Raw genomic sequence first — 14,145 nt, forward strand, 5'->3', positions numbered from 1 at the left:
GCCTTGTCGGTGTCACGCAGCGGGAAGCTGCCAGTGATCCGCAAGTCCGCCACTTCCGGTGCCACGCCCAAGTGCCCGCGCCGATAACGACTCAGTTCCTGCACCAGGTCGCCCAGTCGCGCGTTGTCCACCACCAGCATGCCGCGGGTCCAGGCATCGGCGCCGGGGTTGAGTGCGACAATCGAATCCAGCCCGTCACGGCGCAACAGCACTTGCTGGCCTTCGCGCAGGATCTGTTCTTCGGGATTTGCTTGCGCATGCGCCGCCACCGCCGACTGCAACACGCTCAGGCGTGTGCCGCTGTTCTCGCGCTTGACCAGGAACCGCGTCCCCAGCGCGCGCATGCTGCCCTCGCGGGTTTCGACGATGAACGGACGCGTATCACCATGACCGGTTTCGACGAGGATTTCGCCTTCCTGCAACACGATCAACCGGCGCTGCTCATCGAAGCGCACATCCACCGCACTGTGGGTGTTGAGGTTGAGCACGGTGCCGTCGGCCAGGCGCACGGTACGCTGTTCGCCGGTGGCGGTGCGTTGATCGGCGAGCCAGTAATCCAGCGGCAGATAACGCTCGCTGGCGAACAGACCGAGACCGATGAGCACCATCACGCTGGCCAGTCCGCTGCCCAGTCTGCGCACCCGGCGGCGAATGCCTTCGCGCGATTGCAGCAATGCACTGCGGGCCGGGCCTTTGGCGGCACTGAAACGCTGATCGAGCATGCCCAACTGGCGCCAGGCGCGGGCGTGTTCTTCGTTGGCCGCGTGCCATTTGGCGAACTCTTCGCGCTCCAGCGCAGTGCTCGAATCGAGCGTCAGTTGCCAGGCAATTGCCGCATCCAGCACATGGGCCGGCACCGGTCTGGAACTGGCCGGGCTCATGTCGGCTCACCGTACAGGGCGATGTAACACTGACGAATGCCTTGAGCCAGATACTGCCGCACGCGCGGCACCGAGACGCCCAGCTTGTCGGCGATCTCGGCATGGCTGAGGCCGTCGAGGCGGTTATACAGAAAAGCGGCGCGCGCCTTGGTCGACAAGGTGCCGAGCAGGCGGTCGATAGCCTTGAGGTCTTCGAGGATCAGTTGCTGTTCTTCCACCGAAGGTTGTTCGCCTTCGGGGATCAGCATCAGTTCGGTGAGGTAGGCCTGTTCCAGTGCGGCGCGACGGAAGTAGTCGAACAACAGCCCTTTGGCGATAGCCAGCAGAAACGCCCGGGGTTCGCGGGGCGTCAGCAGCCCGTCGCGACCGAGCAGGCGCACGAAGGTGTCCTGGCTCAGGTCTTCGGCACGCTGCGGACAGGCCACATTGCGCCGCAACCATGCCAGCAGCCAACCGCGATGGTCGCGATACATCGCACCGACGAGTTCACTGTGAGGGCTTGGGACTGACGACACCGGACGCACCGATTGGGAAATATTAACCAACGAGAATTGTTCGCGATTCTGGCAGAGGTGGGAATGGTTAGCAATTGGCCACTGGTCAGGTGGGTGTTTAAAAGGCAGACCCTCACCCTGGCCCTCTCCCGGCGGGAGAGGGGACCGATCGGGGGATACTCTGGAGGTCTACCGACTGAACGCCTTTCGGTGAATCTACAATCGACTCGGTCTTTCAGGTCGATGCAAGGCTGCAGACACCACGGTCGGCCCCCTCTCCCTCCGGGAGAGGGCTGGGGTGAGGGTGTTGTTAAAAAGACGGCGCCTGTTGCCGCCGCTTCCACTGGCTCAGCCGCTGCTGCAAATTCAACGGACTGTGAATCTGTTGCTGGCGCGCCCGGCTGAACAGAATCAACGCCAGTTCCGCCGTCGCCAACGCATCGGCACTCGCGTTGTGCCGCTCGAACACTTCGAGCCTGAACCACTCGATCCACTCATCCAGTCCGGCTTCGCGGATGTTCGCCTGCGGGCACAGCAGCGGCGCCATGTCGGCTACATCCAGAAACACGTTCTGCAGCTTGTAGCCCAAGTGTTCCTTCAACGCGCGCCCGAGCATGTGTTGATCGAACGGCGCGTGGAACGCCAGCACCGGGCTGTCGTCGACAAACGCCATGAATTCCAGCAACGCCTCGGCGGGATCGCTGCCCGCCGCAATCGCATTCGGCCCCAGACCATGAATCAACACACTGGGGCTGAGCTTCAGCTCCCGGCATTGCAACGTGCGTTCGAACTGTTGGCTGAAGTCGATCGCGCCGTCCTCGATCACCACCGCACCGATCGACAAGACGCGGTCCTTGTTCAGGTTCAGCCCGGTGGTCTCCAGGTCGAGCACCACCCAGCGCTGTTCGCGCAGGCTGCATTCGCTCAGTTCGCCGATCGTCGGCAACTGCGCCAGGCGTTGCTGCACATCCGTCGTCAGGGCAGGGCCGGCTGGACGCAGCCACGAGAACAGGCTCATAGCTGATACCGCAAGGCCAGGCTGCTTTGCAGGCGTTGCGCCTGGCGCAGGGATTCACGCAGGATGCGCCGGTCCAGATGATTGAGGCTGTCGGGATCGACGCGGTTGGAATACGGCAGATTCTCCCGGGTCTGGATCTGATGCTGTTGCATGCGCGTCTGCTGGATGAAGTGATAGGCCTCTTCATACGCCGCGCCATCCAGCGGTTCGATGACGTGCTTATCCACCAGTTGGCGAAAACGTTCGAGGGTGTTGTTGGTGTCGATGCCGTTGGCCAGCGCCAACAGTCGAGCACCATCGACAAACGGCGTCAGGCCCTGGATCTTCAGGTCCAGCGTGGCTTTTTCACCGTTCTTGCGTGCCAGCACAAACTCGCGGAAGCGTCCCACCGGCGGGCGATTGCGCAGGGCGTTCTCGGCCAGCATGCGCTGGAACAAACGGTTGTCGCCGACCTGCTCGAGAATGCCGCGGCGCAACTGCTCGCAGCTTTTTTCATCGCCCCAGACCACCCGCAGGTCGAAGTAGATGCTCGAACCCAGCAGGTTTTCCGGCGTGGCCTCGCGGATGAACGCTGCAAAACGCCGCGCCCATTCCGCCCGCGACAGACACAGTTCGGGGTTGCCGGCCATGATGTTGCCCTTGCACAGAGTGAAGCCACACTGCGCCAGGCTTTGATTGATCTGCTGGGCAATCGGCAGCAACTTGCCGCGAATCTGCGCCGCATCCGCCGCATCGCGGGCGTCGAACAGAATGCCGTTGTCCTGATCGGTGTGCAGCGTCTGCTCGCGGCGGCCTTCGCTGCCGAAACACAGCCAGCTGAACGGCACGCCGGGGTCGCCTTTTTCCGCGAGGGTCAACTCGATCACCCGGCACACGGTGTGGTCGTTGAGCAGGGTAATGATGTGGGTGATCTGCGTCGAAGACGCGCCGTGGGCGAGCATGCGCTCGACCAGTTGGCCGATCTCGCCGCGCAGGGTTATCAGTTGTTCGACACGCTGGGCGCTGCGGATGGTCCGGGCCAGGTGCACCAGATCAACCCGTTGCAGCGAGAATAGATCGCGCTCGGAGACTACGCCGCACAGGCGCTGATCCTTGACCAGGCAAACGTGGGCGATGTGCCGCTCGGTCATGGCAATCGCCGCGTCGAAGGCGCTGTGATCCGGCGACAGATAGAACGGCGACGGGGTCATGTGCCGCGCGAGCGCTTCGCTGAAATCGCCAATCCCTTCAGCCACCACATGGCGCAGATCGCGCAGGGTGAAGATCCCCAGCGGCGCCTTGTGTTCATCCACCGCGACGATGCTGCCGACCTGCTGGTCGTGCATCAGCTTGACCGCTTCACGCAGCGGCGTGTCGGGACTGCAGGTCACCGGATGACGCATGGCCAGCTCGCCGAGGCGGGTGTTCAGCGAATACTGGGTGCCGAGGGTTTCCACGGCTTTCTGCTGGACTTGCTGGTTGACCTGATCGAGCAGGCTGCTGACCCCGCGCAAGGCGAAGTCGCGGAAGGTGTTGGAGAGCGCGAACAGTTTGATGAATGCCGGTTTGTTCAATTGCAGGCAGAAGGTGTCTTCGCTCGCCAGGTGCGCCGTGCGGGTCGCCCGTTCGCCTATCAGTGCGGCCAGCGGGAAGCATTCCCCGGTGGTGATCTCGAAAGTGGTTTCGGTGCCGGGCTTGGTGATGTGCTGACGCTCGCCGACCACACGGCCCTGTTTGACAATGTAGAAATATTCGACCGGCCCGTCGGCGGGCTTGATGATGCTCTCGCCCTGAGCGTAGAAACGCAGCTGACATTGCTCCACCAGATAAGCCAGGTGGGCATGTTCCATCTGATTGAAGGGCGGGAAGCGCTGGAGGAATTGCAGGGTTCCCTGAATGTTCTGCAACACCGCGGTTTTCCCTGCCTGGGTGAAGGCGTCCGCTTTACTCATAACCATTACCGCAGTCTTTTTTGAATTGTTGTTGTCGGATCGTTGCCGTCATGGTCGGCCCCTGCGAACGGGGTGCCCATTGGACGTAAGTCTAGGTTTGAGCTGCCGTTGGGCACATTTGGGAAGTGCCCTACAAAAACAGTCGGAAATTCGCCCGCCGGCCTCTTGGAAAAAAATCCGACGAAGTGCACATTGAAGCTCTGCTTAGCGATGTCTGACGACTGTGCCAGGTGATTGATTTGAACACGTAGAGAACGCTATGTCCGACCACGATATTTTGAGCGATGCCGAGCGAGAAGCGCTCAGTGCAGTCATGCTCGAGCCTGACTTGCCACCGCAGCGTGTGCTGATCGTCGATGACGACAAGGACGCCCGGGAGCTGTTGTCGGAGATTCTCGCGTTGGATGGCATTCGTTGCATGACCGCCGCCAGTGGCGAGACGGCGCTGAAGATGCTCGAGGAAAAACCTTCGATCGGGCTGGTGATTACCGATCTGCGCATGGGCCATGTCGGTGGGCTTGAGCTGGTCCGTCAGGTACGAGAGTCGGTAAGGGCGGCGATGCCGATCATCATCGTGTCCGGCGATGCCGATGTGAAAGACGCGATTGCGGCGATGCATTTGAGCGTGGTGGATTTTTTGCTCAAGCCGATTGATACGGGCCAGTTGTTGGCGTTGGTGAAACATGAATTGGGGATTGAACCCTAAGAGCCCCTCACCCTCACCCTAGCCCTCTCCCGGAGGGAGAGGGGACTGACCGCGGTGAATGTTTGAGGTACACCGACCTGAGATTCCCGAGTCGAACTGCGGTTTTGAAAGCAAAAAGATCGGCTCCATTCCCCCTCTACCCTTGGCAATTCCTGAGCCGAGCTCAGATTTTGAAAAGCACATAGATCTGCTCCCTTTCCCCCTCTACCCCTTGGGGGAGAGGGCTGGGGTGAGGGGGATGGATCTCAAGCCCACCACAAAAATCCAATCCACAGCACAAACAAAAAAGCCCTGATCTTTCGATCAGGGCTTTTTCATGTCCGGCATTCAGCGCAAGTTACAGGCCGTTGGCCTTTTTGAACTCGCGACGACGACGGTGCAGCACCGGCTCGGTATAGCCGTTGGGCTGCTTGGTGCCTTCGATCACCAGTTCGACCGCCGCCTGGAAGGCGATGTTGCTGTCGAAGTCCGGCGCCAGCGGACGGTACAGCGGGTCGTTGGCGTTCTGACGGTCGACCACCGGCGCCATGCGCTTGAGGCTTTCCATCACTTGCGCTTCGGTGACGATACCGTGGCGCAGCCAGTTGGCGATGTGCTGGCTGGAAATACGCAGCGTGGCACGGTCTTCCATCAGGCCGACGTCATTGATGTCCGGCACTTTCGAGCAACCGACGCCCTGGTCAATCCAGCGCACCACGTAACCGAGAATGCCCTGGGCGTTATTGTCCAGTTCGTTCTTGATTTGCTCCGGCGTCCAGCTCGGGTTGACCGCCAGCGGAATGGTCAGGATGTCGTCCACCGAGGCGCGGGCGCGTTTGGCCAGTTCGGCCTGACGGGCGAACACGTCGACCTTGTGGTAGTGCAGCGCATGCAGCGCAGCAGCCGTTGGCGACGGAACCCAGGCGGTGTTGGCACCGGCCAGCGGGTGCGCGATTTTCTGCTCGAGCATCGCGGCCATCAGGTCAGGCATCGCCCACATGCCTTTACCGATTTGCGCGCGACCTTGCAGGCCAGTGCTCAGACCGATATCGACGTTCCAGTTTTCGTAGGCGCCGATCCACTTCTCGGCCTTCATGTCGGCCTTGCGCACCATCGGGCCGGCTTCCATCGAGGTGTGGATTTCGTCGCCGGTGCGGTCGAGGAAACCGGTGTTGATGAACACCACGCGCTCGCTGGCGGCCTTGATGCAGGCCTTGAGGTTGACCGTGGTGCGGCGCTCCTCGTCCATGATCCCGACTTTCAGCGTATTGCGTTTCAGCCCCAGCACGTCTTCGATGCGACCGAACAGCTCGTTGGTGAACGCCGCTTCTTCCGGGCCGTGCATCTTCGGTTTCACGATGTAAATGGAACCGGTTCGAGTGTTCTTGCGCGAGGTATTGCCGTTGAGGTTGTGCATCGCCGCGAGGCAAGTGACCAGACCGTCGAGGATGCCTTCCGGCACTTCGTTACCGTGTTTGTCGAGGATCGCGTCGATGGTCATCAAGTGGCCAACGTTACGCACGAACAACAACGAACGGCCGTGCAGGGTCACTTCACCGCCATTCGGCGTGGTGTAGCTGCGATCCGGGTTCATGGTGCGGTTGAAGGTCTGGCCGCCCTTGGCGACTTCTTCGGACAGGTCGCCCTTCATCAGGCCGAGCCAGTTGCGGTAGATCACCACTTTGTCGTCGGCATCGACGGCGGCCACGGAGTCTTCGCAGTCCATGATGGTGGTCAATGCCGCTTCCATCAGGACGTCTTTGACGCCGGCGGCATCGGTCTGGCCGACCGGGGTGCTGGCGTCGATCTGGATTTCGAAGTGCAGACCGTTGTGTTTCAGCAGGATCGCGATGGGCGCGTTGGTGTCGCCCTGGAAGCCGATCAGCTGAGCATCGTTACGCAGGCCGGTGTTGCTGCCGCCCTTGAGGGAGACCAGCAGTTTGCCGTCAACGATCTTGTAACCGGTGGAGTCGACGTGGGAGCCGGCAGCCAGTGGCGCGGCTTCGTCGAGGAACGCACGGGCGAAGGCGATGACTTTGTCGCCACGCACCTTGTTGTAGCCTTTGCCTTTTTCCGCGCCACCGTCTTCGCTGATCGCGTCGGTGCCGTAGAGGGCGTCGTACAACGAGCCCCAGCGGGCGTTCGAGGCATTGAGAGCGAAGCGGGCATTCATCACCGGCACCACGAGTTGCGGACCGGCAGTACGGGCGATTTCATCATCGACATTTTGCGTCGTTGCCTGGAAATCAGCCGCTTCTGGCAGCAGATAACCGATTTCTTGCAGGAAGGCTTTGTAGGCTACAGCGTCGTGCGCTTTGCCGGCACGTTCCTGATGCCAGGCATCAATGCGAGCCTGGAAGTCATCGCGTTTGGCGAGTAGGGCTTTGTTCTTCGGTGCCAGGTCGTGAATGACCTTGTCGGCACCTTCCCAGAATTGTTCGGCGGTGAGGCCGGTACCGGGAATGGCTTCGTTGTTCACGAAGTCGAACAGGACTTTGGCGACCTGCAGGCCACCGACTTGAACGTGTTCAGTCATTGCTTGCCTCACTCTGCTCAGCTATTTCGCTTTTCAGCTCTTCAATTTAACAATGAAGCCTCTGGCCATTTAAACCACAAACCTTCCGACCAGTACATGCCATTGCTGGCGGCTGGGCTGGGACCAATCAACGGCTTGGGGCCTTGCTGACGGGGCTTTCAAGGTTGCGAACGTGCCTTGGGCAGACATCGATCCAGCGTTATGTAGTGCGCGCTGCGGCATACTACATGATGAGTTGCGCTTGTGAAAATCAGACTAATAACGTCGTTCTGCGACCTCATGTCGCATTGCGGTCACATCGCGGAACGGGATGTTCTCAAAAAACCATTGGATTGTTCCAGTTAAATATCAAAAGTTGTACACATAAATACGGTTCGCCTGCCAGGGCACCGCTTGGCACGCACCCTCGCCACAAGTACACCGCACTGCAAGCCGATTTGGGCCCCTTGCCTATACTTGCCTTTCTATAACAAAAGTCATGACAAGAGGGCTGCGCCATGGACCATCTCGTACTCACTGTTTTCGCCCCGGACAAGCCCGGGCAGGTCGAGCGCATCGCCCAATGCATCGCCGAGCACGGTGGTAACTGGCTGGAAAGCCGCATGTCACGCATGGCCGGGCAGTTCGCCGGAATTTTGCGGGTGGGCGTGCCGGCGGAGGCTTACGACGAATTAGTCGATTCCCTACAAGCACTGTCGGCGCAGGGCATTCGCGTGCTGATTGCCGAAAGTGGCATCGAGCAATCCTGCACCTGGAAACCGATCGCCATGGAGCTGGTAGGCAATGATCGCCCCGGGATCGTGCGTGACATCACCCGGCTGCTGAGCGAGCAGGGCGTCAACCTTGAACGTTTGGTGACCGAAGTGCGCCCGGCACCGATGAGCAGCGAACCGCTGTTCCACGCCGAGGCGATTCTGGCGGTGCCGCTGACCTTGTCCCTGGACGTGCTGCAATCGCGTCTGGAAACCCTGGCCGATGATCTGATGGTCGAACTGGTGTTACGCACAGAGGTTTAAGGCGTATTCGGGTTATCCAGTTTTAACGTGCACCTGCCTGTGGATAACCTGTAGAGACCGGGCGCAGCGCCAGGCCGGCCGGGGCTTGCGGAGATCTGATCAAAAAACCGCCAGCATTCAGTGACTTGCGCACAAACGGCGGGGATCACGCTGTGGATAACCTTGGGAAGGAATGTTGCAGGCCACGATAACCGTGGCCTGCAAAGCTTTGTGCGTTTTTTGATCAACTGCGTCGACGCAAACTGATCACGGCGTCGACGCTGTAAACGGCCAGACCCGCCCAGATAAAGATGAACGCGACCAGAGTGCTCGACGACAAGTGCTCGCCGAACAGCAATACCGCTTGCAGCAGCACCAGAGTTGGCGCCAGGTATTGCAGGAAGCCGATGGTGGTGTAGGGCAGATGGCGGGTGGCGGCGTTGAAGCACACCAGTGGTACCAGCGTGACCGGCCCGGCGGCGACCAGCCACCAAGCGGCCGAGGTGGTCCAGAACTCGGGTTGCGCGCTGCTCGCGGTCTGGTTGAACAACAGCCAGGCCACGGCGATGGGCACCAGCATCCAGGTTTCCACCACCAGCCCCGGCAGCGCCTTGACCGGCGCCTGCTTGCGGATCAACCCGTAGAAACCGAAGGTCAGCGCCAGCACCAGCGACACCCACGGCAAGCTGCCGACCTGCCACACCTGCTGCGCCACGCCGACCGCTGCCAGGCCGACGGCGATCCACTGCATGCGCCGCAGGCGTTCGCCGAGAATCAGCATCCCCAGCAGCACGTTGACCAGTGGGTTGATGTAGTAACCGAGGCTCGCTTCCAGCATGCGGCCGTTGTTCACCGACCACACGTAAGTCAGCCAGTTGGCCGCGATCAGCGTGCCGCTCAGGGCCAGGATCGCCAGACGCTTGGGGTTGTCCAGCAACTCGCGCAACCAGCCGGGATGCTTCCACACCATCAGCAACAAGGCGCCGAACAGCGCCGACCACAGCACCCGGTGAATGATGATCTCGACCGCCGGGACTTCGGCGATGGCTTTGAAATAGATCGGGAACAGGCCCCAGATGATGTAGGCACTGAGGCCCAGAATGTACCCGCGACGCGGGTTGGCGGCTTGCATGCAGAGTCCTTGCTTAGGCAGCTATCAAAGCAGGGATTGTAAGGAGATTTGTCGACGAATGCCTGAGCTGATTGGTCAGAAAAGTGTGAACACACAACCCATGTGGGAGCGAGCTTGCTCGCGAATACGGACTGACATTCAACATTATGCTGACTGACATGACGCCTTCGCGAGCAAGCTCGCTCCCACAGGGTTCAGGTTTTAATCAGAAGAGTTTCAGGGGTTCTTCATTCAGCGCGGACAGTTGCTCACGCAATGCCAACACCTGATCGCCCCAATAACGCTCGGTGCCGAACCACGGAAAGCTGTGCGGGAACGCCGGGTCATCCCAACGCCGCGCCAGCCAGGCGCTGTAGTGCATCAGGCGCAGGGCGCGCAGCGGTTCGATCAGCGCCAGTTCACGCGGGTCGAAGTCATGGAATTCGTTGTAGCCGTCCATCAGTTCCGACAGTTGGCCGAGGCATTCCTGACGGTCGCCGGCCAGCATCATCCAGATGTCCTGCACCGCTGGCCCCATGCGGCAGTCGTCGAGGTCGACGATGTGGAACATCTCGTCGCGGCACATCATGTTGCCGGGGTGGCAGTCGCCGTGCATGCGGATGTTCTGGTGCGGCGTGGCGGCGTACACATCTTCCACGCGTTTGAGCAGGTCGCGGGCGACGGACTCGTAGGCGGGCAACAGGCTCTTGGGAATGAAGTTGCCTTCGAGCAGCGTGCTCAGCGAATCATGGCCGAAGTTTTTTACTCCCAGCGCTTCACGGTGCTCGAACGGCTTGGTTGCGCCGACCGCATGAATCCGTCCGAGCAACTGGCCGAGGCGATACAGCTGATCGAGATTGCCCGGCTCCGGGGCACGGCCGCCGCGACGGGGAAACAGGGTGAAACGGAAACCGGCGTGTTCGTGCAGGGTCTGGCCGTTGTGGATAAGTGGCGCAACCACCGGGATCTCGACGTCGGCCAGTTCGAAGGTGAACTGGTGTTCTTCGAGGATGGCTTCGTTGGTCCAGCGCTGCGGGCGGTAGAACTTGGCGATCAGCGGTTCGGAGTCTTCGATACCGACCTGATAGACACGGTTTTCGTAGCTGTTTAGCGCGAGGATGCGCGCATCGCTCAGGAACCCGATGCTTTCGACGGCATCGAGTACAAGGTCGGGAGTGAGGGTTTCAAACGGGTGGGCCATGCTGACTCCTGCGCGCAGCAGGCTGCTGCGTCCGGCCCGGCATGGTAGCGCAGATGGCAGCGGGGTAGTTGGTTGGTGTCTGATCGGTCCTTTCGCGAGCAAGCTCGCTCCCACAGTGGATCGCATTCCAAATGTGGGAGCGAGCTTGCTCGCGAAGGCGATGGATCAGGCGCCGACTATTCCACCGTCCTCACGGGTAATCGCCATCACCGAAGAGCGCGGCTTGCCATTCGGCAAATGCTCGGGGAAGGTCGAACCGCCGTTCTCGCCCGGATGCTGAATCCCGACAAACAAGGTCTTCTGATCCGGCGAGAAGCTGATCCCGGTCACTTCACAACCAATCGGCCCGACCATGAAGCGGCGAATCTCGCCGGTTGCCGGATCGGCGCAAAGCATCTGGTTGTTGCCCATCCCGGCAAAGTCCCCGGCGTTGCTCGAGTCGCCGTCGGTAAGAATCCACAAGCGCCCGGCCTTGTCGAAACCCAGGCCGTCGGGGCTGTTGAACATGTTCTGCGGGGTGATGTTGGAGGAGCCACCCTTCGGCGTCCCGGCATGCACGCCCGGGTTGCCGGCGACCACGAACAGGTCCCAGGCAAACGTCTTCGACGCGTGATCGTCGCGGTCGGTGCGCCAGCGCAGGATCTGCCCGTAGACGTTCTTCTCGCGCGGGTTCGGGCCGCCCACCGGCTGGCCGTCTTCGCCGCGTTTGGCGTTGTTGGTCAGGGTGCAATAGACCTGGCCGTCCTTCGGACTGACGACGATCCATTCCGGGCGGTCCATGCGTGTCGCGCCAACGACACTGGCGGCGAGGCGGGCATGGATCAGCACTTCGGCCTGATCGGCGAAACCGCTGCTGGCGTCGATGCCGTTCTTGCCGTGGGTCAGTTCGATCCACTGGCCCTGGCCTTTCGGGTGATCGGGATTGCCGTCGCCGACATCGAACTTGGCCACGTACAGGGTGCCGTGGTCGAGGATGTCGCGGTTAGCCTTGGCGTTGCGGTGGTTGATGCGATCGCGGCTGACGAATTTGTAGATGAACTCGCCACGCTCGTCGTCGCCCATGTACACCACGGCGCGACCGTCTTCGGTCTCGGCCAGGGCGGCGTTTTCATGTTTGAAGCGGCCCAGCGCGGTGCGTTTGACCGGGGTCGATTGCGGGTCGAACGGGTCGATCTCGACCACCCAGCCGTGACGGTTGAGTTCGTTGGGATTCTTCGCCATGTCGAAACGCGGGTCGAACGGGTGCCAGTTGATCTCGCGGCTGGCGGCCGACACGCCGTAGCGTTTCTGCGCCGGGTCGAACTGCTGCTGGGCGTTGCTGCTGCCGAAGCAGTCGGTGAAGTTCTCTTCGCAGGTCAGGTAGGTGCCCCACGGTGTCTTGCCGTTGGCGCAGTTCTGGAACGTGCCGAGGACTTTCTTGCCGTGCTTGTCGGCGGCGGTTTTCATCAGATCGTGACCCGCGGCCGGGCCACTGATGCGCAGCGGTGAATTACCGTGAATCCGGCGGTTGTAACGCGAGCCCTGGACGAACTGCCACTGGCCGTTCTTGCGCTGCACTTCGATCACCGACACACCTTCGCAGGCCAGCGCCTTGCGCACGTCTTCGGCCGATTGCGGCATGCCGCCGTGCGGGTAGAGGTAGCGGTAATTGGTGTATTCGTTGTTGATTGCCATCAACGCGCGGTTTTTGTCGTCGGGGAAGGCGAACAGACTCATGCCGTCATTGTTGTCACCGAACTGCACTTCCTGTGCAGCAGCGGTGCCATTGCCGCTCGGGTCGAAGGCCGGCCCGTTCTTGTGCAGCGGCTGCCCCCAACTGATCAGCACCGAAGATTTGTAGCCCTTGGGCAGGCTGATAACGTCGGTGGTCGCGGCGGGAATGCTCTCGAAACCGAGCAGGCGACTGTTGCCGGCGCTGACGCTGGCTGCCATGACGCTGCGGCTCAGCAAGTTGCCGCCGAGGAACATCGCGGCACCGCACAAGGCCCCGGCGCTGATGAAACCGCGACGGCTGAGGCCGACCATTTTTTCCAGATCGGTGGATTGGTTTTCTTCTAATAGGCTCACATCAGGCTCCCTGCATGGTTTTGGCAGCAACCTTAATGGGGGGCGATGAAGCTTTTGTGGCAGAAGGTCCGTTACAGCGGCGTGCCGATCAAGACATTGGACGGCGAGAACTGCACCTGCACCGGTTGCTCGATACCCAGCCCGCACGTGCGAAGGTGCAGCGGCTCAGCCAGCGCGCAGAGGGTGTGGCCGTTGGGCAGGGTGATGCGCACTTCGCTGGGGCCGTCCTCGGCGTCGAGAATGGCTTCGAGGGTGCCGCTCAGAAGATTGTGTCCAGATGTTGCAGCTTGATCCGGCGCGAGCAATTCAAGCCAGCCGGCCTTGATCAGTGCCACCACTTCCGTGCCCGGCTGCAGTTCCAGGTGCACAGTGCTGTCGTGGGTGATCTGCGCGTTGATCCACAGGCCTTCGGCCAGTTCCAGGCGAACCAGGTCGTTGCGGCCCTGCGCCTCGATCGCCACGACTTTGCCGTGCAACTGGTTGCGAGCGCTGGTGCGCAGCATCAGCCGACCGAGCAGATCGAGATCGCTGGCGTCTTCCGCCGCTTCCAGAACCTGTGCCTGCAAGGCTTGCAGTTTCTGGTAAAGGCGCAGCACGCGTTCGCCTTCACTGGACAGTTTCGCGCCGCCACCGCCCTTGCCACCGACGACGCGTTCGACCAGCGGTTTCTGCGCCAGGTTGTTCAGTTCATCAATGGCGTCCCACGCCGCTTTGTAACTCAGCCCGGCGCTTTTTGCGGCGCGGGTGATCGAACCCTGTTCGGCAATGTGTTGCAGCAGGGCGATGCGCTGCGGACGGCGGACGATGTGCTGGGACAACAGCGAAGGCATGGACATGAAAGGGCGCTTTTTTTGCTGTGGCGGTGAGGGGGGAAGTTGGTCGCTTGCAACGGGAGAGTCAAGCCTGACGCAGAACCCTGTGGGAGCTAGCTTGCTCGCGAAAGCGGCGAGTCAGTCAACGTTGATTTTGAATGGGCTGGCCCCTTCGCGAGCAAGCTCGCTCCCACAGGGGATTGTGTTGGTTTCAGGTACCGGGTTTCGGCGTGCGGGCCAGGCAATAGACATCGACCCGCGCAGCGCCTGCGTTCAGCAGCAGGCGCGCAAGCGTTTGAGCCGTCGCGCCAGTAGTCAGCACATCATCAACCAACGCCAAATGCCGGCCTTGTACCTGCGAATCTGGCACGAGTTCGAACGCATTGCGCAGATTACCTTTACGCGCCTTGGCGT

12 protein-coding genes are annotated in these 14,145 nt (G+C 61.1%); 2 read left to right on the forward strand and 10 right to left on the reverse strand.

Translation table 11 applies throughout. The annotated features are described in order from the left end of the window. From DBR24_RS27250 to DBR24_RS27265, 4 genes are all read right to left on the reverse strand, one after another. A partial coding sequence (locus DBR24_RS27250) for a FecR family protein (protein ID WP_146189131.1) occupies nt 1–881 on the reverse strand: 881 nt, incomplete at its 3' end. After that, nucleotides 878–1,354 (reverse strand): RNA polymerase sigma factor, encoded by a 477-nt coding sequence (locus DBR24_RS27255; protein WP_256591901.1) that lies wholly within the window; start codon nt 1,352–1,354, stop codon nt 878–880. The genes DBR24_RS27255 and DBR24_RS27250, both read right to left, overlap by 4 nt. Before the next feature lie 331 nt (nt 1,355–1,685). Beyond that, a complete protein-coding gene (locus DBR24_RS27260; RefSeq protein ID WP_128616264.1) occupies nt 1,686–2,393 on the reverse strand; it encodes a PolC-type DNA polymerase III in 708 nt (235 codons plus the stop codon). Next, nucleotides 2,390–4,324, reverse strand: coding sequence for a DUF294 nucleotidyltransferase-like domain-containing protein (locus tag DBR24_RS27265; RefSeq protein ID WP_302467484.1), 1,935 nt, complete (start codon nt 4,322–4,324; stop codon nt 2,390–2,392). Before DBR24_RS27265 ends, DBR24_RS27260 begins: the two co-directional genes overlap by 4 nt. A 259-nt stretch (nt 4,325–4,583) precedes the next feature. Between DBR24_RS27265 and DBR24_RS27270 the strand changes: the two genes are divergently transcribed. Beyond that, nucleotides 4,584–5,030, forward strand: coding sequence for a response regulator (locus DBR24_RS27270; protein ID WP_123469346.1), 447 nt, complete (start codon nt 4,584–4,586; stop codon nt 5,028–5,030). Nucleotides 5,031–5,367: 337 nt separating this feature from the next. Here the strand turns inward: DBR24_RS27270 and DBR24_RS27275 are convergent, their stop codons facing one another. Further along, entirely contained in the window at nt 5,368–7,545 is a 2,178-nt protein-coding gene (locus tag DBR24_RS27275; RefSeq protein WP_128616266.1) for a malate synthase G, read from the reverse strand. A gap of 497 nt (nt 7,546–8,042) precedes the next feature. Between DBR24_RS27275 and DBR24_RS27280 the strand changes: the two genes are divergently transcribed. Further along, nucleotides 8,043–8,561: a glycine cleavage system protein R gene (locus DBR24_RS27280; RefSeq protein WP_123469342.1), complete on the forward strand. Its 519-nt coding sequence runs from the start codon at nt 8,043–8,045 to the stop codon at nt 8,559–8,561. A gap of 223 nt (nt 8,562–8,784) precedes the next feature. On the opposite strand, the gene rarD is transcribed toward DBR24_RS27280, so the two are convergent. From rarD to DBR24_RS27305, 5 genes are all read right to left on the reverse strand, one after another. Beyond that, nucleotides 8,785–9,672 (reverse strand): EamA family transporter RarD, encoded by an 888-nt coding sequence (rarD, locus tag DBR24_RS27285; RefSeq protein ID WP_128616267.1) that lies wholly within the window; start codon nt 9,670–9,672, stop codon nt 8,785–8,787. 205 nt (nt 9,673–9,877) lie between these two features. Continuing rightward, nucleotides 9,878–10,852 (reverse strand): serine/threonine protein kinase, encoded by a 975-nt coding sequence (locus tag DBR24_RS27290; RefSeq protein WP_123469338.1) that lies wholly within the window; start codon nt 10,850–10,852, stop codon nt 9,878–9,880. Between the two features lie 165 nt (nt 10,853–11,017). Next, a complete protein-coding gene (locus DBR24_RS27295) occupies nt 11,018–12,919 on the reverse strand; it encodes a PhoX family phosphatase (protein ID WP_128616268.1) in 1,902 nt (633 codons plus the stop codon). A 71-nt stretch (nt 12,920–12,990) separates the two neighbouring features. Then, nucleotides 12,991–13,755 carry a TOBE domain-containing protein gene (locus DBR24_RS27300; protein WP_123469334.1) on the reverse strand — a complete coding sequence of 255 codons (765 nt, stop codon included), beginning with the start codon at nt 13,753–13,755 and terminating at the stop codon, nt 12,991–12,993. A 187-nt stretch (nt 13,756–13,942) separates the two neighbouring features. Then, the coding region (locus tag DBR24_RS27305) for a ComF family protein (RefSeq protein ID WP_256591900.1) at nt 13,943–14,145 on the reverse strand (203 nt) is incomplete at its 5' end.

This window comes from Pseudomonas sp. HMWF006, assembly GCF_003061205.1.
Lineage (GTDB): Bacteria > Pseudomonadota > Gammaproteobacteria > Pseudomonadales > Pseudomonadaceae > Aquipseudomonas > Aquipseudomonas monsensis.